Source organism: Streptomyces sp. NPDC051909, assembly GCF_040681095.1.
In the GTDB taxonomy this organism is placed as follows: Bacteria; Actinomycetota; Actinomycetes; order Streptomycetales; family Streptomycetaceae; genus Streptomyces.
The window spans coordinates 141,135-165,579 of sequence record NZ_JBFAYA010000015.1 but is presented as its reverse complement, the minus strand read 5'-3'; the positions used below and the strand labels follow the sequence as shown (position 1 = coordinate 165,579).

Here is a 24,445-nt window from a genome sequence, read left to right as displayed (position 1 = left end):
GGGGGGCGGGGACAATGCGGAGGAAGGTCAAGGGACAGTAAAATCGTTCGGCTTGCTGACCTCTGTTCATGTCTGTGAACTTCAGGGTGCCGGTGCCGCCGGTACCCGTACGCCGAAGGCCCCGGTCCCGGCGTGATGACACCTCGGGACCGGGGCCTTCGGGCCGCCGGATCAGGCGATGGAGGTGGGCCACCTGTTGGGCAGGTCGCTGTACTCGCGCTGGGCGAACGGGGCGCTCCAGCTGCCCGTGCCCTTGTACAGGTACGTGTCGGTGTTGCCGGCGTTGGCCGCGAACAGGTCCGGACGGCCGTCGCGGTCGGCGTCGCCGAGGCCGACGAGGTGGCTGTAGCCGCCCCAGCCGGAGCTGATCTTGACGCGCGAGGCGAAGGTGCCGTCGCCCTTGCCGAGGTAGAGCCACAGGACACCGGACGTGTCACGGGCGACGAGGTCGCCGGCGCCGGCGCCGGCGATGTTGCCGGTGGCGGTGATCTGGTTGTAGCCGTTCCAGCCCGTACCGATCTTCACCCGCTGCGCGAAGGGCGCGCTCCAGCTGCCGGTCCCCTTGTAGAGCCACATGACCCCGGCGGTGTCGGTGGCGACGAGGTCGGCCTTGCCGTCGCCGTTGAGGTCGCTTCCGGCGGCGATCTTGTTGTAGCCGCCCCAGCCGGTCCCGATCTTGTAACGGCCGGCGAAGGTGCCGTCGCCCTTGCCGAGGTAGTGCCACAGAACACCGGACGTGTCGCGGGCGACGATGTCCGCGTGGGCGGCACCGGCGATGTTGCCCGCGGACTCGATCATGTTGTAGCCGCCCCAGCCGCTGCCGAGGAGCTTCTGCTCCCCGGACGTCAGACGGTGGTTGTAGGGGTCGTAGTACGAATCGGCGCGCCACAGATTGCCCTTGCTGTCGCGCAGGAGCACGTCCGGGGAGCCGTTGTCGTTGAAGTCGTGCGGGGCGGCCTTGCGGACGACCTTGAACGTGCCGGAGGCGACCAGGTTCGGGCCGATGCCGTTCATGGGCTCGGCGTCGATCTGCCAGGTGTAGTCGCCGTTGTAGGCGCTCTCGAACCTGCCGTCGTTGAGGAGGCCTTCCCAGTCGAGACGCACGACCGCGTTCTCCGGCTGGGTGAAGGTCGTGCTGAAGATCTTGCCGGTGCGGACGTGCCGCAGGGTGATCCTGGCGTGCACGTTGTACCGGGACAGCGTCCACTCGAGCCGCGCCCGGCCCCGGTTCTGGTCGAGGTCGATCACGGCGGGGACCTTCGAGCCCAGCAGGGCGACCTTGGTGGACTCGCCGCTGCTCGCGACCAGCGTGGCCGTCGGGAGCCCGTCGGTGCCCTGGACGATCCGGTAGAGGCCCTCGCCCTGCTCGACCGTGCCACCGCGCACGATCTGGGCGCCGTCGGGGGCGACGACGGCCGACAGGGTGTGGTCGAGGAGCTTGTGGGTGGTGACGCCGTCCTTCAGGCTGCGCGCGGTCAGCGCGTACAGCGGGTCCTTCTCCAGGTCGGTCAGGCCGCTGCGCGTGCCGTACGTGACCCAGTCGCCGACCAGACCGACCTCGATGTCGCGCCGCCAGGCCTTGCCGACGACCGTCTTCCGGGTCTCCTTCGTGGCGCGGTCGACGGTCACCACCGTGGCGACACCGTCCGCGTCGTACTCGACCCAGGCGACGTGCGTCGCCGACAGGGCGATGTCGCCCTGGGCGGAGGCGTGGTACGCCTCGGTCACCGTGTTGGTGGCGAGGTCGATCGTGGTCGCCATGAACTTCTTGTCCGCACCCGAGCCGGTGGTGTAGGTCAGCAGCGCGTGCTCGGCCGTACCGGGCGCGACCTCGACGTTGATGGCGTCGCCCGGCATGCCGACGGTCATCTTGCCCGTCGCCGTGCCGACGGCGTTCATGTGGAGGATCCGGTCCCCGTACGCGTTGAGCATCGTGGTGAACAGGGCCTTGCCCGCCGCCCCCGCGTACGTGACATCGCTGCCGGTCTGCACCGAGCGCAGCTTCTGCCCGGTCGCCATGTCGATGAGGTCGGCTCGGCCGCCTCCGCTGGAGGCCACGATGTCGCCCGAGCCGGTGCTCTCGATCCTGGTGGCCCAGTTCAGCTCCTGCGCGGCGGAGCCGTCCGCAGGGACCCAGTATCGGGTCAGGGAGTAGGCCTCCTCGCCGTACGGCGCGGTCTGGGCGAGGGCCAGGTAGCCCGTGGCGCCCGCACCGAAGACGGTGCTCTTCTTCGGGAACGGGGCGACGCTCGTCGTGGTCGCATCCGCTTCCGTCGTGCCCTCGGCGGCGGGGGCGGCGATCGCCGGGGCGGCCAGCGCGGTCGCGCCGACGGTGACGGCGAGCACGGTGACGACGGCTGCGGCGAGCCGGCGACGGGCGGGACGTGCGTGGGACAAGGTGGGTTCTCCTCGGTCTGACCAGGCGCATCAGGGGCGCGCCACGTCAGACTCACGACCGAGGGGAGGGGTTGTACGCACGTTCGAAGTTTTTCGGCCGGCGTTCGATGTTCTTGGCCGGGCAAGGCCGAGCCCCCTCGGCCAGGACGGCGGACCGGTCGAGAGGGCTCATTCCTCGGTGTGGCGCGTGATGCGCGCGGGGTCACAGGACCCCGGCGCTCACCTTGCCCACGAACGCGTTCCACGACCCCGGTCCGAAAGAGATCGAAGGGCCCTCGGGGGCCTTCGAGTCACGCACGTCGATCGCGTTCACGACGGGGGACTTGACCTCGACGCAGGCGCCGTTGCCGCCGGAATACGAGGACTTCGTCCAGCTGTCCGTACCGCCCTGAATAATCGCCATTCTTCTCAACTCCGGTTCATCGAGTGCGAATGCTGCCAGTAGGTGATGCGCCAAGGTTCTTGCTTGCTTTGGCGTGATCGACGCTACTGCCCGGCCCCGTCGTGCGGGGCCGGCGTTCACCCGACCGGATGGCATATTCCAAGCGGGCTTCCGCTGGAGCGAGTCAGGGGTGTACCGTACCGGCCTCTTCCCCGGAGCCCCGCCGAATAGCGGCATTCAGCCCGCGACGCGCAGGAAGCCCAGGACGTCCTATTTTCCGTCGGCGTACCGCTTCGCAATCTCCGTCACGAACTCCCGGGTGTCCTCCACATTCAGCGCCTGTGCCCGCAGATGCTCGTACATGACGCTGTACTTCGCGACATCCTGCGCCTTCTCCAGATACAGGTCGCTCGTCACGCCCTCGATGTAGACCACGGACGAGTCGGAGGTGTCCGGGAATTCCAGAATCGCGTAATGGCCGCTGATGCCCGGGTGCGCGCCCATGTGGAACGGCAGCACCTGCACGGTCACGTGCGGCAGGTGCGACTGCTCGACCAGGTGCTCCAACTGCTCCACCATCAGCTGGCGGTTGCCGACCACCCGGCGCAGCGCGCCCTCGTCGATGACCGCCCACAGGCGCAGCGGACGCTCGTCGTCCTTGACCCGGTCCTGGCGGCGGGTGCGCACGGTGACCCGCTTGTCGATGTCCGCCGGGGTGGACTCGGGCAGCGCGCCGGTGATCACGGCCTCGGCGTACGCGTGGGTCTGCAGCAGGCCCGGGATGATCTGCGGCTCGTACACCCGCAGGCTCTCCGCGTCCGTCTCCAGACCGATGTAGACGCTGTACGGGATGTCGCCGAAGGCGTGCCACCAGCCCTGCTGGCGCGAGTCCTTGGCCATCTGCATCAGCGAGTCGACCACCCGCTCGTCCTCGACCTCGTACACCCCGCACAGGTCGCGGACGTCACGCTGGCTGATGGAACGGCGCCCGTTCTCGAGGCGGCTGATCTTCGACTGGGAGACGAGCAGGCGCTCGGCGACCTGCTCGGCCGTCATGTTCTTCGCCTCCCGGAGCCGGCGCAGCTCCTGTCCCAATCGGCGTCGCCTGACGGTGGGGTTGACGTTGGACGCCACGGAAACTGCACCTCCGGCTGTCGGCTGCGTAGCTGTGAGTATCTACCGCTTGGCAGACTGCCACCAAAGGTGCTGTGTGCGCTGGCGAATGACCAGACGCGGGCATATGCGTGCGTGCACGTGTACGCGTACGGGACGGCCGTCGTCGACGGCCGTCCCGTACGTGGCGGTGCGGAGGTGGAGCGCTGTTCTTGTGCGCGCGTGTGCGTGCGCGTGTACGTGTGCGTGTGCCTGTGCCTGTACGTGTGCGTGCGCGCGTACGTGGGGGTGTGCGCGTACGTCACATGGCGGCGCGCGCCATGGTGCCGCCGCGGCGCGGCTGGGACGGCACGCCGCCGCCCGGGCCCGCCGTGGGGCTCCGGCGGGGCTGGGCGCCCACGCCGTTCTGGACGTCCATCACGGCGTGCGCCACGAGTCCGCCCATCGGGTCGTGCCGGATCAGGTCGCGCAGTCGGGACCGCGACGACCTGCCTTCGTTGCCGGGGTACAGGTGCTTGCCGAGACCGACCGCGTGGGCCAGGGCGGCGAGCGCCGCGGTCCGCGGGTCCGGCGGTACGCCGGTGCGGATCGCACTGTCCAGCCGGGCTCTGATCTCCCGGCTGATGGCCGTGTCGGTCGCCTGGTAGCGAGTCGTCGGCAACACCCCGCACATCTGGCCCTCCACGGCATGCACCATGCCGCAGCGCTCCAGATGCGAGAGATACGTCTGGCGCAGCCCCAGTCGGGGCCCGCCGATCCAATGGACGGCCCGGACCGGACTGCCGCGCCTGCGCAGCAGTTCCAGTGCGGAGTCCAGAGTCGGATCTCCGGTCGGCCGTGGCATCACCACGGCGATACGATCCCCGTCAGGGGCTATCCGTCCTGCCAGAGCCAGCTCCACTAGCTGTGCTCCGGCCAGGCCGAGGTCGAGCGACTGCGGCTGCGCTGTGGTACCCGTGGCCGGGTCCAGAGCGAGCAGCAGAAGCTCCTCCGGAATAGTTCTGCGGCTCCTGCCCATCCATGCCTCCCCGCGTGGATGAATGACAGGGTGACCCCTCTCACATTCATCTGTCGAGAGTGCCTGGGTGCTTCGTACGGGAACCAGTAGGTATGTCGTTCTCGTCTAGCACCGGAGCCAAGGGGTTCACACAGGACACTGGTAGACGGTTCGGACGTAGGCGTGAACGCATGAGCGATGGAGGAGGCACGGTGGCGGGCGAGTCCCCCGACAAGGCGGAGGAGCGGGAGAGCGCGGTCGGCGGTGACGGCAAGGACCCCCGACTGTCCGTCCTCCAGGGCCGCGTGGACGAGCCGACGGCCGTCTTCCGGGCCCTGGCCCCGCGGACGGCGCCGGAGGACGAGCCGGAGGGCGAGGCCGGGGAGCCGGAGCCCTCGGAGTCTTCCGACCCCGCGGAGCCCGAGGCGGACGCTTCGGAGGCCGAGTCGTCGGACGCCGAGCCTTCCGGGACGGAGGACGCGGCCGAGGGCGAGTCGGTTGCGGACGTAGACGCGGAGGCGGACTCGGACGTGGACTCGGAGGCGGGTGAGGACGAGGAGCCGGAGGCGGCGGCGGAGGCCGATGCCGAGGAGGCTCCGGAGCCCGAGGCGAAGCCCGAGGGCGAGTCGTGGTTCGCCTCGCGCAAGCCGGCCGAGCCGAAGGCGGAGCAGAAGGCCGAGGAGGAGCCGAAGGCTCCCGCGGCCGAGGAGCCGAAGCCCGCCGCCAAGCCCGTGGACCAGCCCACCGCGGTCTTCAAGGCCTTCACGCCGCCCGCGGCCAAGTCCGAGGCGGAGTCCGGGCCCAAGCCCGCGGCGAAGCCCGTGGACCAGCCGACGGCCGTCTTCAAGGCGTTCACGCCGCCCGCCGAGGCCAAGCCCGAGCCCGAGGCCGAGCCCGAGGCCAAGCCCGCGGCGAAGCCGGTCGACCAGCCGACGACGGCCCTGAAGCTGCCGCCGTCGACCTTCCGTCCCCTCAAGGGCGACATCACCCAGGAGCAGCCGAAGCCCGCGCAGCCGAAGCCCGCGCAGCCGAGGCCGGCCGAGGCCAGGGCCGCGGCGCCCGCGCCCGTACCGGCGGCGCTGACCGAGCCGGAGCGGACCAGGCAGCAGCCGCTGCCGCCCCGTCCGCCGCTGGAGATCCTCGCGGAGCTGACCAACACCCCGCCGCCGCCGGAGACGCCGCTGCGGACCACCTTCCGCCGGTTCAAGATCTGGACCCCGCTGGTCCTGCTCCTCCTGATCGTCTTTGCGGTCGTACAGTTCGTGCGCCCGCTCCCGGACGCCAAGCTGGTGCTGTCCGCCAACCCGACGTACACCTTCGAGGGCGGCGCGCTGCAGATGCCGTGGCCGTCCGAGGGCCAGGGCGCGGCCGAGGTCGAGGGCGTCGGTTCGCTCGGCACGTACGGCCCGCAGAAGCCGGCGCCGATCGCGAGCGTGGCGAAGACCATGACCGCCTACGTGATCCTGCGCGACCACCCGATCAAGGGGAAGGAGGGCGGTCCGGAGATCGAGGTCGACAAGACCGCCGGCGAGCAGGCGAAGGCGCCGGACGAGTCGACGGCCCCCATCGAGGCCGGCCAGACCTACAGCGAGAAGGAGCTGCTGCAGCTCCTGATGATCCCGTCGGGCAACAACGTGGCGCGGCTGCTCGCGCGCTGGGACGCCGGTTCGGAGGCCGCGTTCGTCGAGAAGATGAACGCCGCGGCCAAGGAGCTGGGCATGACGGAGTCGACCTACACGGACCCGTCCGGTCTGCAGGCGACGACCGTGTCGACGCCGCTGGACCAGCTGAAGCTGGGTAAGGCGGTGATGCAGTACGACGTGCTCCGGGAGATCGTGGACACGCCGGAGATCATGATCGACGGCATCCCGAAGAAGATCATCAACAACAACTCGATCCTCCTGAAGCCGGGTGTGGCCGGCATCAAGACGGGTTCCTCCACCCCGGCCGGCGGCAACCTGCTGTGGTCGGCGTACACGGTCGTCGACGGCCAGAAGCGCCGCATCATCGGCATCGTCATGGGGGCCAAGGACGCCTCGCAGCTCTGGCAGAAGCTGGAACTCGCCATCTCCAACAGCCTCAAGGTCATCCAGAAGGCGCAGGAGGATGTCACCTCGGCCGCCGTGGTGAAGAAGGACCAGGTCGTCGGTTACGTGGACGACGGTCTCGGCGGCCGTACGCCGGTCGTGTCGACCAAGGACCTGAAGGCGGTCGGCTGGCCGGGCCTGAAGGTGAGCCTGCAGCTCGGCGACGGCGGCAAGAAGCCGCCGCACGCGGGCAAGGCCGGGGACGTCGTCGGCCAGGTGTCGATCGGCACCGGCGCGGGCGCGGTCAGCGCGCCGGTCGCCCTCGCGAAGGACCTCGTGGAGCCCGGTTTCGGCGAGAAGCTGACCCGACTGGGCTGATCGGACGGGCGCCCGGGGGCTCCCCGGGCGCCCGCCTGTTAGCGTTCCCTGGGGGAACGAGGAGAAGGGCTGCACGGGAGAGGGCCGCATTGAGCACCGCCGAGGGGACCCGTGAGGCCGGAGGCAAACCTAACGTGTCTTCACCTTCGCGAATAGAACTTCCGGCGCAGCGCCCGGCCGCGGAACAGCAGCCGGCCGCGGACCCGGAGGCCCCCGAATCGCCCTCGCCCGGCAGCCGTCGCCGCTCCTGGCGGAGCAAGCGCCGCTTCCCGGTGCTCGTCGCGACCGCCGTGGCGGCCCTCACCCACGTCCTGTGGTTCTTCTTCTTCGCCAACAGCGGCGGAGACCTGGCCGCGCAGGACGCCTGGGCCGAGTTCGTCGGCCGGCACCCGGACTCGGCGTACAACCTCGCCTGGTACGGCGGCATGCACCCGGTCTCGTACAGCGTCGTCTCGCCGTACGTGATGTCCGTGCTCGGCGTCCGCACCACGATGATGATCGCCGGGACGCTGTCCGCGGCCCTGACCGCGCTGATCCTGGTGCGGGTGCGGGCCGTGCGCAATCCGCTGGCGTGCGCGCTCGCCGGCGCCTTCGCCTTCCTCTGCAACGCGCTCTCCGGCCGGGTCACCTTCGGCCTCGGGATGATGTTCGCGATCGGCTCGGTCGCCGCGGTCTTCTGCTGGCCGCACCGCTGGCGCTACCACCGCTGGGCGAAGGCGGCCGTGGCCGCGCCGCTCGCCGCGCTGGCGACCGCGTGCAGCCCGGTCGCCGGACTGTTCCTCGGCGTGGTCGCGGCGGCGCTCTTCCTCAACAAGCGGCGCCCGGGCGCGTACGCCGTCGGCCTCGCCCCGGTCGCGGTGGTCGCGCTCTCGGCGTGGCTGTTCCCCTTCTCCGGCACCCAGCCGATGAGCCTGGCCTCGACGTCGCTCCCCTTCCTCTTCGGCGTCCTGGTCCTCCTCCTGGTCCCGAAGGACTGGCGCACGGTGCGCACGGCCGCCGCCGTCTACTCGGCCGGCACCCTGCTCACCTGGCTGATCGACTCCCAGATCGGGTCGAACGTCAGCCGGCTCGTCATGCTCTTCGCCGGGGTGGTGCTGCTCGCCGCCCTGCCGTACGCCCGGCCGCGTTCGCGCCGCTGGTACGCGCTCGTGCTCGCCTTCGCCGGTCTGAACGTGTGGATCGGCTTCAAGGGCGTCGACGACGTCATCCGCACCGCCCCGGACGCGTCCTGGGCGCGCGAGGTGGCACCGCTGATCAACCAGCTCCAGGTGCGCGGCGCCGAGCAGGCCCGGGTGGAGGTCGTACCGGCGTCCAGCCACCGCGAGTCCTCCGCCCTCGCCCCGTACATCAACCTGGCCCGCGGCTGGAACCGGCAGGCCGACCTCAAGCGCAACCCGCTCTTCTACGACGACACCCTCAACGCCGCGAACTACCACGACTGGCTCGGCCGCTGGGCCGTCCATTACGTGGTGCTTCCGACCGGGGCCCCGGACTCGGGCGCGGAGCGCGAGGCGGAGCTGGTCGACGACGGGCTGCCGTATCTGAAGCAGGTGTGGTCGGACGCGAACTGGCGGCTGTACGCGGTCACCGACCCGACCCCGCTGGCCGACGCGCCCGCCCAGGTGCGGCGCGCCGGGGCCGACGAGGTGGTGCTGACGCTCGACCGCCCGGCCCGGATCAGGATCCGCGTCCCGTACTCGCCGTGGCTGGCGCTCCTCGACGAGAACGGCGGCAAGATCGAGCCGCCGCAGGAGACCGAGGCGTCGAAGCAGGCCCGCGAGGAGGCGGACGCCGAGTCCGGCGTCGAGATCCCGAAGGTCTTCGCCAACGAGGAGGGCTGCCTCCTGAAGGCCGAGCCGGACGCGGAGGGCGACGAGTGGACCGAACTCGTCGCGCCGAAGGCCGGCACCTACCGCCTGGGCGCCCCGTACAAGCTCTTCCCGCGCGGCACGGCCTGCCCGGAGGAGCTCCGCTGACGTCACTCGTACGTGGTGTGTGAGGCCGGAGCGGCCCGGCTGGGGCGCCCGACGGGCATAGGGTCCGGTTCGTAAGCATGGACGTGGCGAGTCGGCGGTGGACAGCAGTGGGCGACATGGTGGTGGACGCGCGATCGGGCGCGGAGGACGAGACGGCGGCTCCCGGGGGGAGGAACAAGGGCAAGGGCGCGCAGCGCAAGCGCCCGATGTGGGTCGAGATCCCGTTCCTGGTCGCCGTGGCGCTCGTTCTCGCCTTCCTGATCAAGACCTTCCTGCTCCAGGCCTTCCTGATCCCCTCCGGCTCGATGCAGAACACCCTGCAGCTGGACGACCGCGTCCTGGTCGACAAGCTGACCCCGTGGTTCGGCTCCGAGCCCGAGCGGGGCGAGGTCATCGTCTTCCGCGACCCCGCCGACTGGCTGGCGAACAGCCCGGTGCCGGAGCCCAACGCCTTCCAGAACGTCCTCGGCTTCATCGGCCTGATGCCGGCGGCCGGTGAGAAGCACCTGATCAAGCGGGTGATCGGGGTCGCCGGCGACACCGTCGAGTGCAACGGCACCGGCCCCCTGAAGGTCAACGGCCACCCCCTCGACGAGCCCTACGTCTACCCCGGCAACACCCCCTGCAGCCAGGACCCCGCCGGCCAGTTCAAGGTCACCGTCCCGCCCGGCAGCCTCTGGGTCATGGGCGACCACCGCCAGGCCTCCCTCGACTCCCGCTACCACCAGACCGACCCCCACGCGGGCATGGTCCCCCTGACCGACGTCGTCGGCCGCGCGGTGGTCGTCGCCTGGCCGGTCTCCCACTGGTCCACCCTCCCGATCCCGGACACCTTCACCCAGCCGGACCTCCCCCACTGACCGCCCCCCCCGCACCGACGGACACACGAAAGGCCCCCTACCGATACCGGTAGGGGGCCTTTGCGCTGGTGCCCCCGGCAGGATTCGAACCTGCGACACCCGCTTTAGGAGAGCGGTGCTCTATCCCCTGAGCTACGAAGGCGAGACCAGTGAACAGGGTAGCGGATGGAGACCACCGGGGTCCGGCGCCTCAGGTGTCGAACCGGTCCAGGTAGTCCGCGTTCGCGATCGGGGCCGTCGCCAGGAACTCGGGCGGCAGGTCGAAGGCGTCCACCAGGGGCATCAGGTGCGGGGCGAGTGCGGCGACCGTGTGCTCGGTCGTCGGGTGCAGGGCCTCGACCTGGGCGGGGGTGAGGTGGCCCGCGGCGAGCAGGTCGCCGGTGTGCGGGCGCAGCTCGTGGAGGAGGAAGAGGCGGGCCAGCTGCTCCAGGAGGAGTCGGCTGCCCGGGGTGCCGGCCCGGTCCACGGCGGCGAGGAAGGCGTCGGCGGCGGCGGTGCGGGCGTGCGCGGCGACCATTTCCAGGGCGGCGCCGGAGGTCTCGTTCCAGCGGCCGATCGGGTCGCCGGAGGGGCCGCCGCGCAGGGCGGCGCGGGCCCGGGTCTGCCAGATGCGCTCCACGCGGGCGTGCAGGTCCCGCAGGAAGCCGAGGTCGGTGAGGTCGGTGAGGTCGCCGATGTCGGCCCGCTCGTCGGGGCCGGCCTCGTGGGCGAAGACCAGCTCGGAGGCGGCCTTGGCCCATATGACCAGGTTGTCGCCCTCGGCGGTGATGCCGCCCTCGATGTTGAACGTCAGGTCGGAGATGCCGTTCGCGGGGAACAGGCCCTGCGCGCCGCAGCGTTCGCGGGCCTCGACGGCGATGTCGCGGGCCTGCCAGGTGATCCAGCCCTTGGCGACGGCGATCAGCCGCTCGATGTCCTCGCGCTGCCGCGGGTCGGTCGGGTCGTGGTCGCACCAGCGGTCGAGGACCTCGCGGTGCAGGAAGGTCATGGCGTAGGAGGTGGCGAGCGAGCGCAGCAGCCGTCCGTGGTGGGTGCGGTGCGCGCTCAGGGGTATCCGCTCGCCGGCCTTGGGCGCGGCGACCTCGCGGTGGTGGGCGTAGCGGACGGCGATGGCGAGCGCGGCGCGGGCCATGCCGAGGGTGCCGCCGCTCATGCAGAGCTTGCCCATGGTGACCCGGCCGACGGAGCGCAGGAACCGCTTGCGCCGGTTGCCGAGGTTGCTGACGAGCCGTCCGTCCTTGTCGAGCCGGCCGTGAGCGGCCTCCAGCATGGCCTCGCGGGGCAGCCGGACGTGCTCGAAGGAGGTGAGGCAGTGGTCGACCGGCGTGCCGGTGCGCTCGGGCAGCGGCCGCACTCGTATGCCCGGCAGGTGCCCGTCCGCGTCGCTGAGCGGGGTGAGGAAGAGGAAGACGCCCTGGTCCTGGTCGTCGACGAGCAGCCGGGCGGCGACCACGGCGGTCTTGGGGCCGCCGGTGAGGCTGGTGTTGGGCATGAACTTCCCCGCCCCGGGGTTCGGGGTGTGCAGCACGAAGCCGCCGGTCTCGCGGTCGAGGACGGCGACGGTCTCCAGGGCGGCGACGTCGTTGCCGTGGGCGAGCTCGGTGCACAGGAAGGTACCGGTCCGCGTCATCGACGTGTAGTCCGTCAAGTCGCGGCGATATCCGTCGTGATCGAGGAGGCTGCCGAGGAACAGGTTGTAGTGGATGCTCGCGAGCGTGCAGACGCCGCCGTCGACGAATCCGGTCCACTCGTGCAGCGCGGCGAGTCGGCGCGCGTCGTATGCCAGGGCCTCCGCGGCGGGGCCGGCGACGGTGTCGTTGACCAGCCGCAGTCGCTCGTAGGAGAGCGTGGCGCGCTCGGCGAAGGTGAGGCCCGGCCGGTGCGCGAAGGCGGCCCCGGCGATCAGCCGGCGCCATTCGCCGTGCACGCGTTCGCGCCCGTCGCCGTCGAAGAGCAGGCGGGAGAGCGCCGCCACGTCGGCGCTTGCGACCGCCGTACCGACCGCTGTAGCGACCGCCGTACCGGCAGCCGTGGCGACGGCGGCAGCGTCGTCGCTGTCGCCGTCGTGTCTGAGTGGTGCCTCCGCGTGCTGGAGCATCGGCTCCCCCGTTAAGAGTGTGACCGGCAGGGAAGAGGTGACCTTGCCCAACAAGATACGTACCAACCGGTTTTGTTTCAATTTCCCTTGTCAAACCGGCTAGCTGGTTTTATTCTTGAAATGTGGACGTGTGAAGAAACCGGGCTCGCCGGCCTCACCCTACTGCCGACGGGGTTCCAGTGGACCGGCCGCCGACTCATCACTCCATGTGAGCCGTTGGAATACCAGCCTCCCGGTCTCCTTCGGGCCCGCGAGGTACGGAGGATGTAGTGGCACAACAGGAACGAGCCATCCGCACGCGCCAGAAGATCGTGCTCGCGGCAGCGGAGCTGTTCGACGAGGTCGGCTATGAGGCCGCCACGATTTCCGAGGTCCTGAAGAGGTGTGGGGTGACCAAGGGCGCGCTCTACTTCCACTTCGCCTCCAAGGAGGAGCTGGCCCAGGAGGTGCTCGCCGGGCAGGTCGCGGCGCTGCCGCCGGTCCCGGAGCGGGAGCTCTTCCTGCAGCAGCTCACCGACGAGGCGCTGGTCCTGGCGTACCTGCTGCACGTGGGCGACCCCATGGTGCGCGGCAGCGTGCGCCTCACCGTCGACCAGGGCTCGCCGTACGACGGCCTCGACCGCGGCGTACCGATGCAGGGCTGGATCAGCCACAACACCGACGTCCTGGCCCGGGCGAAGGCGGCCGGCGAACTGCTGCCGCACGTGGACATCTCCTCCGCCGCCACCCTGTTCACCGGCAGTTTCACCGGGGTTCAAGTGCTGTCGAAGATCATGACCCGGCACGCGGACATGGTGGAGCGGGTCGCCGACCTGATGCGGACCATGGTGAGCGCCATCGCCGTACCCGGCGTGCTCGTCCGCCTCGACTTCACGCCCGAGCGGGCGAAACTGGCCTACGAGGAAGCCGCTCGGGCACGCGAGAACGGCGCCGCCGCGCTCGCCGCCACGTCGGACTGACGCCGCCACGTCGGACTGACGCGGCGGCCGGGAGGCGAACGGAGTCGAGCCGGCCGTTCGCCGGACCGATGAACCCCGGACCGATGAACCCCCGACCGGGGAATTCGACCAGACCGGGGGAATTCGATCGGGCCGGTGGAACTCGTCCCGACCGGGGAACTCGACCGGCCGGTGGAACTCGACCGGGCCGATCAGGCTCTACCAGGGGGAGGGGACGTCCTGTTCTCCTCGGCCGCGCGTGCGGGTGGTGGGGGGCACACGCGGACCGCGGACCGCGACGGAGCGGGTCCGCGGCACCGCGCCCCGTGACGTACGGCGCCACAACGGGCATCGTGTCGCGACGGCACGCAGCCGCCACGGCCCGGAGCCGTGGAGACGTACCCGATCCCGAAGACGGAGAACACCGCATGGACGAGCGCAGCGACATGCACCAGGACGCGCACCAGGCCGCCCTGGGCCACGACAGACACCACGAGGCCCCCGCCCCCGCCGCCGGACCTGTCGCCCTCGCGGGCGCGGGCGGCTGCCCGTACGCCCTCGACGTGACCGGCCGTGATCTCGCGGGCGAGGCAGCCGCCCTCCGGGAGCAGGGCCCCGCCGTCCCGATCGAGCTCCCCGGCGGCGTCGGCGCCTGGGCCGTGGTCCGCCAGGAGCACGTCGAGCGGCTGCTCGTCGACCCGCGCGTCTCCAAGGACGCCCGCCGCCACTGGCCCGCCTTCGCCGAGGGCCGGATCACCCCCGAGTGGCCGCTCTACCCCTGGGTCGCCAACGAGAACATGCTCTTCTCGTACGGTGCCGAGCACGCCCGCCTGCGCCGTCTGGTCGCCGCCGCGTTCACCGCCCGCCGCACCGCCGCGCTCCGCCCCCGCGTCGAGGAGATCGCCACCACGCTCCTCGACGGCCTGGCCGAACGCCTCGCCACGGGCGAGACCGCCGAACTGCGCACCGGCTATGCCGAACCGCTGCCGCTCCAGGTCATCTGCGAGCTCTTCGGCGTCGCCGAGGGCGCCGACCGCGTCGAACTCACCGCCGCCCTGCGCACCGTCTTCAGCTCCAGCGTCTCCGCCGAGACCATGGAGGCCGCCCGCGGCACCGCCTTCCGGCTGCTCGGCGCGCTGGTCGCGGCCCGCCGCGAGGTACCCGGCGACGACCTGACCTCCTCCCTCATCGCCGCCCGCGACGGGGACGGCGACGACGCCCTCACCGAGAACGAACTCCTCGGCTCCCTCTTCCTGTTGATCGCCGCCGGTCAGGACACCACCGCCGCGCTCGTGGTCAACGCCGCCGCCGCGCTGCTCACCCACCCCGAGCAGCTCGCCCATGTCCGGGCCGGGCGCGCGAGCTGGGACGACGTGGTCGCCGAGACCCTGCGCACCCACGGCCCGGCCGCCTACTCGCCGCTGCGCTTCGCCGTCGAGGACATCGAGCTGGACGGGGTGAAGATCGCCCAGGGCGACCCGATCCTCGTCAACTTCGCCGCCGGCGGCCTGGAGCCGGAGCGCCACGGCCCGGACGCAGACCGCTTCGACGTGCTCCGTACCGACCGCGACCCGCTCGGTTTCGGCCACGGAGTGCACCGCTGCCTCGGCGCCCCGCTCGCCACCCTGGAGGCGACGATCGCCCTCGAAGCCCTCTTCGAGCGCTTCCCGGACCTCGAACTCGCCTGCCCCGCCGACGAGCTGGCGCCGCTTCCGACCTTCCTCCTGAACGGATACGGAGCGCTGCCGGTCCGGCTGCCCGCGCGGGACTGAACGGGTGCCGCGCACTCCGGCTTCCGGCATGTGAACAGCTCGCTCCTGCGGGAGGCTCCTGCGGGAGGCTCCGCGGTCTCTTTCTCCTCTATGGAAAACGGTGAAAAACCGCAGGACCGGTTTGTTACAGTCGAGGAGAGTGAAGGCATCCCCACGGTCGGTGACGGAGGCTCCTTGGCCAAGCAGGAGCGGGCGATCCGGACCCGCAACGCCCTTGTCGAGTCGGCGGCGGTGCTCTTCGACCGGGACGGTTTCGAGGTCGCCTCGCTCGCGACCATCAGCGCCCGCGCCGGAGTCAGCAGCGGAGCCCTGCACTTCCACTTCCCCAGCAAGGCGGCGCTGGCCGACGCGGTCGTCGCGGCGGCCGGCGACCGGCTGCTGCGGATCACCCGGGAGCGCGAGGCGCTGCCGCTGCAGATCCTGATCGACGCCAGCCACGAGCTCGTCCAGGGGCTCGGCTCGGATCCGGTGCTGCGCGCCGGCTTCACGCTGAGCGCGGCCCCGGAGCGGACCCGCACCGACCGGGACCTGAGGCGCCTGTGGCGCGAGTGGGTCGAGGGCATCGTGGTGCGGGCCGAGCGCGCGGGGCTGCTCGCGCCCGACGTCACCGCCCGCGATGTCGCGGCGGCGGTCGTCGCGGTCGCGGCGGGCCACGAGGCCCTGGGCCACCAGGACCCGCACTGGCTGGAGCGGGCCCCGCTCACCCGTTTCTGGGCCTTCCTGCTGCCGCGCGTGGTGGGCGCGGCGCGGGTGGGCCTATTCGTGGCGGCCGGCGACCAGGAACGCGTACCGGGTGGTCAGGAACGCGTACCGGACGGACAGGAGTGCGTACCGGGTGGTCAGGAGTGCGTACGGACAGAGCTCCCTTCCTGAGCGCAAGCCCTGCTGGTAGCGTCGGCGGCCGAGCTGAGCAAGCGCTTAGCCGTCCGGGGAGCCGCCCGGGGAGCAGAGAAGAGGGCGCAGTGGCCGACCAGCACGCCGACCAGCACGCCGACCCGTCCACGGGGGCGCTCACCGCGCTCGCCGCGCCCGGCGCGCCCTTCGCCGTCGCCGACGGCGCGTACACCGGCGGGCCGCGCACCCTGCGCGAGTTCGTGGAGGCCACCTGGGGCTACGGCGACCGGCCCTTCCTCGTGTCCGAGGACGGCGTGCTCGGCTACCGCGCCTTCTTCGACGCCGCCTGCGGCCTCGCCCGCCGCCTGGTCGACGTGCACGGACTGCGCCCCGGCGACCGGGCGGTCGTGGCGATGCGCAACCACCCCGAGTGGCACATCGCCTTCTGGGCCGCCCAGCTCGCCGGACTCGTCGCCGTACCGCTCAACGCCTGGTGGACGGCGGAGGAGTTCGCGTACGCGCTCGACGACTGCGCGCCGCGCGTGCTGCTGGTGGACGGCGAGCGGGTGCCGCGCGTCGCCGCCTGGGCCCGCGAGCGCGCCGTACCCGCCATCGTCTTCCACGGAGAGGAGGGCGAGCAGCCCGGGACGCCCGACGAGGCCCGGGCCCCGGACGGCTTCGAGGCGTACGTCCCCGACACCGACCCGCGTCTCGGCCCGCCGCCCGTCGACGTGCTGCCGGAGCAGGACGCGACGATCATCTACACCTCGGGCACCACCGGCCGCCCCAAGGGCGCCGTCGCCACCCATCTCGCACAGGTGGGCGCGGCCATGAACCCGCGCTGGTTCGCCGCCGCCTCCGCGGTGCGCCGCGGCGAGCGGCCGGGCGCCGGGCCGGTGCCGGTCTCGCTCACCACCTTCCCCTTCTTCCACGTGGCCGCCTTCACCTCCTTCTACTCGGTCATGGCGGCCGGCGGCTCGCTCGTCCTGATGCGCAAGTGGGACCCGGCGAAGGCCCTGGAGCTGATCCGGACCCACGGCGTCACCCACTACGCGGGCGTCCCCACCACCGCGCTCCAGCTGCTCGACCTCGCCGAGCGCACCGGCGACCCGCTGACCACCGTCACGATGATCAACACCGGGGGAGCGGCGGCCCCGCCGGAGATCGTGGCGCGGATCACCGCCGCGTACGGGGAGCGGATCGAGCCCCGCAACGGCTACGGCCTCACCGAGACCTGCGGCGGCGTGCTCGCCAACTTCGGCGCCGAGTACCGGGCGCACCCGGACAGCGTGGGCCGGCCCGCCCCGGCCGTGGAGGTGCGGATCGACCGGCCGGACGCCGACGGCGTCGGCGAGCTGTGGCTGCGCGGCCAGTCGCTGATCCGCGGCTACTGGGGCGACGAGGAGGCCACCCGGGCCGCCTTCACACCGGACGGCTGGTTCCGTACGGGCGACCTGGCGCGGGTGCGGGACGGCCGGGTCACCGTCGTCGACCGGATCAAGGACCTGGTGATCCGGGGCGGCGAGAACGTGTACTGCGGGGAGGTCGAGGGCGTGCTCCACGCCCATCCGGACGTCGCCGAGGCCGCCGTTCTCGGCGTGCCGCACCCGGAGCTCGGCGAGGAGGTCGCCGCCGTGGTACGGCTCCGGGCGGGCGCGACGGCCGGCCCGGAGGAGCTGCGGGCGCACGTCGGCGCACGGCTCGCCGCCTTCAAGGTGCCCGCGCACGTCCTCGTACGGGAGGCGGAGCTGCCCCGGAACGCCACCGGCAAGATCCTCAAGCGCGAGCTGCGCGCAGAAGTCGCCGGTCCCGGGCCCGGCCGGTCATGAGCGCGTGACGCGGATCCGGTAGCCGCCGGTCTCCGGGTCCTCGTCGAGGACGCTGATCCGGATGCCGTTGGTCCGGTCGGTGAACGTCTCGCCGGGGCCGAAGGGGGCGTCGGACAGTTCGGCGTGCACATTGGGGCGCCGGGTGCAGCCGCCGCTGGAGCGGTCGCTGTCGGCGACGGTGACCGGGCCGTGCCCGGTGTCCACGTCGGTCTCGACCCGGTAGACGAGGACGCCGGTCTTGCAGACCGCCTCGTCGTTGCCCTCGCGGGTGCGCGCCTCGACCGCGTATCCGGAGGTGCCGGAGAGGGGGACGAAGGCGAGCTTGCGGCCGCCGGTGGTGGCCAGCGGGGTGAGGGTGTACTCGACGTCGCCGGGCCGGGAGGCGCAGCCGACCTGGTCGTTGTCGAGCCAGCCCAGCTTCCACTTGTGCCAGCCGAGCAGGTCGTTGTTGGCCCCCCAGTCCTCGGACATGATGTCCCAGTGCCCGACGGTGCCGCCGCCGTCGACGGTGTAGAGGTCGGGCAGTCCGAAGACATGCCCGTTCTCGTGCGGCAGGACCCGGTAGCCGGTGTCGGCGTAGCTGCCGGAGCCGTCGTCCTGGCGGCTGTAGACGAAGGATGTGTTGGCGAGCGGGACGCCGTCCGCGTAGGGGGCGTCGTCGTTGCCGGAGAAGGTCACGGACAGCACGGTGTCGAGGGCCGAGGGCCCGGCGTTCGGGGTGACGAGCACGTTGACCAGGTCGTAGGCGCTGAAGTCCACGCGCGGGTCGGCGGCCTTCACGATGTCCTGGACGAGCCCGCGGTAGCCCGGTTCGTACGGAGAGCCGCGCTCGACCCCGTACGAGGAGAAGGGGCGGGGCATCCGCAGCCAGTCGGGTATCGGGGTCTCGGGGGTGTAGTGGAGGCGGCCGTAGGAGCTGACCCGGAACCAGTCGGCGGTCTGCGGGAAGAACTCGCGGAAGCGGCTCATCGCGGTGCCCTGCCCGGGGGCGTCCGGGAAGTCGATCATCAGGTTGAGGGCCCTGATCCGCCCGGTGGAGCGGGCGTAGCCGGGGGCGGTCGGCAGTCCCTCCGACATCTGCACACCCATCGTCGTGGCGATCCGGCACGGCCCCAGCGGTGCTTCCCCGGAACCGGCGGCCACCGGGCCCGCGGAGGCGGGGGCCGGGCCGGGCAGGGTCGTGCTGGCCGTTGCCAGGGCGGCGATCGCGAGGGCGGCCGCCGAGGCCAGGGCGATGGGTCTGCGTATCCGTCGGCGGGTCTCCTGCATGCGGTGGCCTCTCTCCGGTCGGTCGTTGCGATCAGCCTGTGGCGGGTGATCGAGAGGCGCGCGCCGGGTGGCCCGACCGGGGGATGTGACGCAGGTCACAAGTCGGACAGGAAATAACCGGGGAAGCAGTCCCCGTTTACGCCTGTGTTCGACGAAGTGGGGACTCGGTCCCCGGATCACTCGGGAGAGGTGCGGCAGTGGGCAGGAGAGGTACGGCAGTGAGCATGAGCCCCGCCGAAGCGGCAGTCGCCGACGTGCTTGCCGCGCCCGCCGCCCCGGCCCGCAGGACGCCCCGCCCCCGGGCGGACGCCCTGCGCAACCGGGAGCGGATCGTCACGGCGGCCCGCGAGATGTTCGTGGAGTTCGGCGCCCAGGTGCCGCTCGACGAGATAGCCCGCCGGGCGGGCGTCGGAAACGCCACGCTGTACCGCAACTTCCCCGAGCGTGCCGACCTCGTCCGTGAGGTCGTCCTCTCGCTCACCGCCCGCATCACCGAGCGGGCGCACGAGGCCGCCGAGCAGGAGAGCGATCCGTTCGCCGCGCTCCGCCGGTTCACCCACGCCGCCGCCGACGAGCGGGTCGGCGCCCTGTGCCCGATGCTCGACGGCGACTTCGACAAGCACCACCCCGATCTGCTGGCCGAGCGCTCGCGACTGGAGGAGGCCGTCCAAGGTCTCGTCGAGCGGGCGCAGGCGGCCGGCCGGATGCGCACCGACGTCGGCGTCGGTGACCTCCTGGTCGCGGTCTCGCAGCTGACCCGGCCGCTGCCCGGGACGGCCTGCCTGAACATGGACCGCTTCGTCCACCGCCATCTGCAGCTGTTCCTGGACGGCCTGGAGGCGCCCGCGCGCTCCGAACTGCCCGGTGCCGCCGCGACCCTGGAGACCCTGAGGAGCGAGACCTGCTCGGGCCGCTGAGCCCGCGCCCCCGACCCCGACCCGGACCCCGACCCCGACCCGGACTCCGACCCGGACCCCGACCCCGACCCGGACCCCGACTCGACCCCGACTCCGACTCCGACCGAGATGCCTGCCGCTCTCGCGGCACCCCGTGACTGCCTTCGTCAGTCCCTGACGGCTTGACGACGTCCTTTTTCAGCCTTCTGCGCCAAGAGGTGGCTACCCCCATGTCAAAAATCGCCCAGTCCCCGCCCGTGCAGGCGGACCCGAGCCGCTGGAAAGCCCTGGTCTTCATCGCGCTCGCCCAGCTGATGGTGGTGCTCGACGCCACGATCGTGAACATCGCGCTGCCCTCCGCCCAGCAGGACCTGGGGATATCCGACGGCAACCGGCAGTGGGTCATCACGGCCTACGCGCTCGCCTTCGGCGGTCTGCTCCTCTTCGGCGGCCGGGTCGCCGACCTGTGGGGCCGCAAGCGCACCTTCGTGGTCGGTCTGATCGGCTTCGCCGCGGCCTCCGCCCTCGGCGGCGCGGCCACCGGCGAGGCCATGATGCTCGGCGCCCGTGCGCTGCAGGGCGCGTTCGGAGCGCTGCTCGCGCCCGCCGCCCTCTCGCTGCTCGCGGTGATGTTCACCGACGCCAAGGAGCGCGCCAAGGCCTTCGGCATCTACGGTGCGATCGCCGGTGGCGGCGGCGCCGTGGGTCTCATCCTCGGCGGCTTCCTCACCGAGTACCTGAACTGGCGCTGGACCTTCTTCGTCAACATCCCGTTCGCGATCGTCGCGGCGCTCGGCGCGTACTTCGTGATCCGTGAGCCGGCCGGCGGCCGCAACCGCTCGCCGCTCGACATCCCCGGCGTGCTGCTCTCCACCCTCGGCCTGGTCTCCCTGGTCTACGGCTTCACGCGCGCCGAGTCCGACGGCTGGAGCGACCCGACCACCATCGGTCTGTTCGTCGCCTCCGGTGTGCTGCTCGTGGCCTTCGCCGTGGTCGAGTCGCAGGTGAAGTCCCCGCTGCTGCCGCTGCGCGTCGTCACCGACCGCAACCGCGGCGGTGTCTACCTCTCCCTCGGCCTCGCCGTCATCGCGATGTTCGGACTGTTCCTGTTCCTGACCTACTACCTGCAGGTCGTGAAGGGGTACTCGCCGGTCAAGACGGGCTTCGCGTTCCTGCCGATGATCGCGGGCATGATCACCGGTTCCACCCAGATCGGTACGCGGCTGATGACCCGGGTCCCGCCGCGCTGGCTGATGGGCCCCGGCTTCCTGACCGCCGCCGTCGGCATGCTGCTGCTGACCCAGCTGGAGATCGGCTCCTCGTACGCCGGTCTGATCCTGCCGGCGCAGCTGCTGCTCGGCCTCGGCATGGGCACCGCCTTCATGCCGGCCATGTCGCTGGCCACGCTCGGGGTCGACCCGCGTGACGCCGGTGTGGCCTCCGCGATGGTCAACACCTCGCAGCAGGTCGGCGGCGCCATCGGTACGGCCCTGCTGAACACCATCGCCGCCTCGGCGACCACCGCGTACCTGGTGGATCACGCGTCGGGCGCGACCACCCCGGCGGCGCAGAAGCTGCTCCAGCTCCAGGGCATGGTCGAGGGCTACTCGGCCGCCATCTGGTGGGCGGTCGGCATCCTGGTCGTCTCGGCGACCCTCGCCGCCACCCTGATCAACACCGGCGGGCCGGGCACCGGCGCGGTCGCGGGCTCCGGCTCCGCTGCGGACTCCGGCGCGGGTGCCGAGGACGAGCTGAAGATCCCCGTCATCGCGCACTGAGGCACCGACCCGGGTCCCCGGCGGGATCCGGGTGGGCCACCGATCCGGCGCATCCTGCCCTGGCTCCGCTCAGCGGAGCCAGGGCAGGTCCGCGTTCGGGTCCGAAGGCTGCAGGCCCTCGGCGAGGGTACGCATGATCCCGCCCAGCTGCTCGACCTGCTCCGGGGAGAGCCGGTCGAAGAGGGCCTGCCGTACGGCGACGACATGGCCGGGCGCGGTCCTGCGCAGCACCTCGTACCCCTCGTCCGTCAGCGCGGCGAACTGGCCGCGCTTGTCGGAGGGGCAGTCCTCGCGGCTCACCCAGCCGTTCTTCTCCAGACGGGCGACGGCGTGCGAGAGCCGAGAGCGGGTGATCTTCGCGTCCTTGGCCAGCTCCGTCATCCGCATCCGGCGCCGCGGCGCCTGGGAGAGCTTGACGAGGAGCCCGTAGTAGATGTGGGGCATCCCGGCGTCGCGCTGCAGCTGGCGGTCGAGATGGTCCTCCAGGAGGGTGGTGGCGTGGAGGTAGGAGCGCCAGACGCGCTGTTCCTCGTCGCTGAGCCAGCGTGGTTCGGTCATGGATCCATGGTACGGGCAATTCTTGAAAGTTGAACTAGATCGGGTCTAAGGTGGACGCGAGCATTGAGCTTGAAACTTCAAGGATTCCCATCGCCCCGACGCGCGGTAAGGAGGCGGACGCCATGAACGACGCCACGCCGGAACGGATGCCGGCCCTCTATCTCTCGCACGGCGCGCCGCCGCTCGCCGACGACCCCGTCTGGCCCGGCGAGCTCGCCGCCTGGTCCGCCGGACTGCCCCGCCCCAAGGCGATCCTGATGGTCTCCGCCCACTGGGAGGAGGCCCCGCTCGCCCTCGGTGCCACCGAGCCGGTGCCGCTCGTCTACGACTTCTGGGGCTTCCCCGAGCACTACTACCGGGTCCAGTACGCCGCCCCCGGCGCGCCCGAGCTCGCCGAGGCCGTCCGCAAGCTGCTGCGCGCGCCCGGCACGCCCGTGCAGGACATCCCCGACCGGGGGCTCGACCACGGCGCGTACGTGCCGCTCGTCGAGATGTACCCCGGCGCCGACATCCCCGTGCTCCAGATCTCCATGCCCACGCTCGACCCGCGCCGGCTCATGGACATCGGCCGCAGGCTCGCCCCGCTCCGCGACGAGGGCGTACTGATCGTCGGCAGCGGTTTCTTCACCCACAACCTGGCGGCCCTGCGCCACACCGGCGGGGGCGTGCCAGGCTGGTCGGCCGAGTTCGACGCCTGGGGGCGCGAGGCGCTCGCCGCGCACGACGTCGACGCGCTGCTCGACTTCGAGCGCAAGTCCCCCGCGGGCCGCCTCGCTCACCCCCGCACCGAGCACTTCGCCCCGCTCTTCGTCACGATGGGCGCGGCGGACGCGGCCGGCGACCTGGGCGAGGAGCGCAGTGTCATCGACGGTTTCTGGATGGGGCTCGCCAAGCGCTCGGTCCAGTTCGGCTGAGCAACCGGGAGGGCGGCGGGTGCGTCTTCGGCAGTGGAGCGGAGCCGAGGACGCCACTGCTCCGGATGTGACGGCCGTCTCACGGGCGTCCTGGCGACGTCGTCGTGGTGGGCCCTGCGGGAGGGCCCGGATCGCCCGCTTTGCCCGCCCTGACCTGCGTGTCCGCGGGTCGCGGCGGGTGGTCGGGCGGCATGCCGACGACGTGTCGGCGGCGCAGGATACTGCATGATCGCGAAAATCCATGTGCCGGGTGGGAATTCTGTCCTGATTCCAGTCGTTGTTTCCGTCGGATGCAGGGCACCCGCGAGGGTGTCGCGACCTACTCAGCAAGGGAGCACGCATGGCAACCCGTGCCGTCGCCCGTCGTCAGACCTCCGCCGCGAGCGGAGAGCGCCGGGCAAGCAGCGTTCGCGCCGTGGGCGGGGAGATCGCCGACCGCGACCTGGTCGGCATGTACCTCGACGAGATCGCGCGCACGCCCCTGCTCGACGCCGCCAAGGAGGTCGAGCTCTCCCAGACGATCGAGGCGGGTGTCTACGCCCGGCAGATCCTCGACGGACAGAGCGAGACCGAGACGGCGGCGACCCGCGAGGAGCTCGAGGCGCTGGTCGCCGAGGGCGAGCGGGCGAAGGACCTGTTCATCAAGTCCAACCTGCGGCTCGTCGTCGCCGTGGCCAGGCGCTACCCGCGCAGCGGACTGCCGCTGCTCGACCTGATCCAGGAGGGGAACGCGGGCCTGGTGCGCGCGGTCGAGAAGTTCGACTACGCGAAGGGCTTCAAGTTCTCCACGTACGCGACGTGGTGGATCCGCCAGGCCATCACGCGCTCCATAGCCGACCAGTCCCGCACCATCCGGCTGCCCGTCCACCTGGTGGAGGAGCTGGGCCGCATCCGCCGGGTCCAGCGCGAGTTCAACCGCGAGCACGGCCGCGAGCCGGAGCCCGCCGAGATCGCCACCGAGCTGGGCTCGACCCCGGAGCGGGTCACCGACGTCCTCGACTGGGCCCGCGACCCGGTCTCGCTCAACATGTCCGTGGACGACGAGGGCGAGACGCAGTTCGGCGACCTCCTGGAGGACACCTCGGCGGTCTCGCCCGAGCAGTCCGTCCTCACGCTGCTGCGCAGTGAGGAGCTCGACGACCTGATCGACAAGCTGGACAACCGCACGGCCTCGATCATCCGTATGCGCTACGGCATCGAGGACGGCCGCGAGCGCACCCTCACCGAGGTCGGCAAGGAGCACGGACTGACCCGCGAGCGCATCCGCCAGATTGAGAAGCACGCGCTCCTGGAACTGAAGAAGATGGCCCGCGACACCGGCTTCGACGCGGTGGCCTAGCGCGCCCGACAGCGAACCCCCGGCGACCCGAACCCCGCCGGGGGCGGAGCCGCACCCCACCCACCGGCCGGGAGCCGCCTCGCCCCACCC

The 24,445-nt window shown here is 71.6% G+C and carries 18 protein-coding genes and 1 tRNA gene; 11 read left to right on the top strand and 8 right to left on the bottom strand.

The window, feature by feature from the left end; genetic code table 11:
• Positions 1–171: 171 nt before the first annotated feature.
• From AB0M18_RS24115 to AB0M18_RS24100, 4 genes are all read right to left on the bottom strand, one after another.
• On the bottom strand, positions 172–2,397 hold the full coding sequence (locus AB0M18_RS24115) for a VCBS repeat-containing protein (RefSeq protein ID WP_365761284.1): 2,226 nt from the start codon (positions 2,395–2,397) through the stop codon (positions 172–174).
• A gap of 202 nt (positions 2,398–2,599) precedes the next feature.
• On the bottom strand, positions 2,600–2,800 hold the full coding sequence (locus AB0M18_RS24110) for a DUF397 domain-containing protein (protein ID WP_365761282.1): 201 nt from the start codon (positions 2,798–2,800) through the stop codon (positions 2,600–2,602).
• Positions 2,801–3,049: 249 nt separating this feature from the next.
• Positions 3,050–3,913: a helix-turn-helix transcriptional regulator gene (locus AB0M18_RS24105; protein WP_365761280.1), complete on the bottom strand. Its 864-nt coding sequence runs from the start codon at positions 3,911–3,913 to the stop codon at positions 3,050–3,052.
• A gap of 280 nt (positions 3,914–4,193) precedes the next feature.
• Positions 4,194–4,910, bottom strand: a complete 717-nt coding sequence (locus tag AB0M18_RS24100) for a GPP34 family phosphoprotein (RefSeq protein WP_365761278.1) — start codon at positions 4,908–4,910, stop codon at positions 4,194–4,196.
• A gap of 170 nt (positions 4,911–5,080) precedes the next feature.
• Here AB0M18_RS24100 and AB0M18_RS24095 point away from each other — a divergent pair, with 170 nt between their 5' ends.
• The 3 genes from AB0M18_RS24095 to lepB all read left to right on the top strand — a co-directional run bounded on the left by AB0M18_RS24095 (position 5,081) and on the right by lepB (position 10,130).
• Positions 5,081–7,294 carry a D-alanyl-D-alanine carboxypeptidase gene (locus AB0M18_RS24095; protein WP_365761276.1) on the top strand — a complete coding sequence of 738 codons (2,214 nt, stop codon included), beginning with the start codon at positions 5,081–5,083 and terminating at the stop codon, positions 7,292–7,294.
• Between the two features lie 290 nt (positions 7,295–7,584).
• On the top strand, positions 7,585–9,270 hold the full coding sequence (locus AB0M18_RS24090; RefSeq protein ID WP_365761395.1) for an MFS transporter: 1,686 nt from the start codon (positions 7,585–7,587) through the stop codon (positions 9,268–9,270).
• A 116-nt stretch (positions 9,271–9,386) separates the two neighbouring features.
• Positions 9,387–10,130 carry a signal peptidase I gene (lepB, locus tag AB0M18_RS24085; RefSeq protein ID WP_365761393.1) on the top strand — a complete coding sequence of 248 codons (744 nt, stop codon included), beginning with the start codon at positions 9,387–9,389 and terminating at the stop codon, positions 10,128–10,130.
• 66 nt (positions 10,131–10,196) lie between these two features.
• Here the strand turns inward: lepB and AB0M18_RS24080 are convergent.
• Both AB0M18_RS24080 and AB0M18_RS24075 read right to left on the bottom strand, forming a co-directional pair.
• Positions 10,197–10,272, bottom strand: a tRNA-Arg gene (locus AB0M18_RS24080).
• A 48-nt stretch (positions 10,273–10,320) separates the two neighbouring features.
• Positions 10,321–12,228 carry an acyl-CoA dehydrogenase gene (locus AB0M18_RS24075; RefSeq protein ID WP_365761274.1) on the bottom strand — a complete coding sequence of 636 codons (1,908 nt, stop codon included), beginning with the start codon at positions 12,226–12,228 and terminating at the stop codon, positions 10,321–10,323.
• 269 nt (positions 12,229–12,497) lie between these two features.
• On the opposite strand from AB0M18_RS24075, the gene AB0M18_RS24070 reads away from it, so the two are divergent.
• The 4 genes from AB0M18_RS24070 to AB0M18_RS24055 all read left to right on the top strand — a co-directional run bounded on the left by AB0M18_RS24070 (position 12,498) and on the right by AB0M18_RS24055 (position 17,601).
• A complete protein-coding gene (locus AB0M18_RS24070; protein ID WP_365761272.1) occupies positions 12,498–13,187 on the top strand; it encodes a ScbR family autoregulator-binding transcription factor in 690 nt (229 codons plus the stop codon).
• A gap of 407 nt (positions 13,188–13,594) precedes the next feature.
• A complete protein-coding gene (locus AB0M18_RS24065) occupies positions 13,595–14,938 on the top strand; it encodes a cytochrome P450 (protein ID WP_365761270.1) in 1,344 nt (447 codons plus the stop codon).
• 174 nt (positions 14,939–15,112) lie between these two features.
• Positions 15,113–15,811 carry a ScbR family autoregulator-binding transcription factor gene (locus tag AB0M18_RS24060; RefSeq protein ID WP_365761268.1) on the top strand — a complete coding sequence of 233 codons (699 nt, stop codon included), beginning with the start codon at positions 15,113–15,115 and terminating at the stop codon, positions 15,809–15,811.
• 89 nt (positions 15,812–15,900) lie between these two features.
• Positions 15,901–17,601, top strand: a complete 1,701-nt coding sequence (locus AB0M18_RS24055) for a class I adenylate-forming enzyme family protein (RefSeq protein WP_365761266.1) — start codon at positions 15,901–15,903, stop codon at positions 17,599–17,601.
• On the opposite strand, the gene AB0M18_RS24050 is transcribed toward AB0M18_RS24055, so the two are convergent.
• Complete coding sequence (locus AB0M18_RS24050; RefSeq protein ID WP_365761264.1) at positions 17,596–18,870, bottom strand: M6 family metalloprotease domain-containing protein; 1,275 nt, start codon at positions 18,868–18,870, stop codon at positions 17,596–17,598. The genes AB0M18_RS24055 and AB0M18_RS24050 overlap by 6 nt on opposite strands.
• 224 nt (positions 18,871–19,094) lie before the next feature.
• Between AB0M18_RS24050 and AB0M18_RS24045 the strand changes: the two genes are divergently transcribed.
• Entirely contained in the window at positions 19,095–19,787 is a 693-nt protein-coding gene (locus AB0M18_RS24045; protein WP_365761262.1) for a TetR/AcrR family transcriptional regulator, read from the top strand.
• A 209-nt stretch (positions 19,788–19,996) separates the two neighbouring features.
• Entirely contained in the window at positions 19,997–21,544 is a 1,548-nt protein-coding gene (locus tag AB0M18_RS24040; RefSeq protein WP_365761260.1) for an MFS transporter, read from the top strand.
• Positions 21,545–21,613: 69 nt separating this feature from the next.
• On the opposite strand, the gene AB0M18_RS24035 is transcribed toward AB0M18_RS24040, so the two are convergent.
• Entirely contained in the window at positions 21,614–22,102 is a 489-nt protein-coding gene (locus tag AB0M18_RS24035; protein WP_365761258.1) for a MarR family transcriptional regulator, read from the bottom strand.
• A 122-nt stretch (positions 22,103–22,224) separates the two neighbouring features.
• Between AB0M18_RS24035 and AB0M18_RS24030 the strand changes: the two genes are divergently transcribed.
• Entirely contained in the window at positions 22,225–23,016 is a 792-nt protein-coding gene (locus AB0M18_RS24030; RefSeq protein WP_365761256.1) for a class III extradiol ring-cleavage dioxygenase, read from the top strand.
• Positions 23,017–23,356: 340 nt separating this feature from the next.
• Positions 23,357–24,355 carry a sigma-70 family RNA polymerase sigma factor gene (locus tag AB0M18_RS24025; protein ID WP_265866345.1) on the top strand — a complete coding sequence of 333 codons (999 nt, stop codon included), beginning with the start codon at positions 23,357–23,359 and terminating at the stop codon, positions 24,353–24,355.
• The last annotated feature ends 90 nt before the right edge of the window (positions 24,356–24,445 follow it).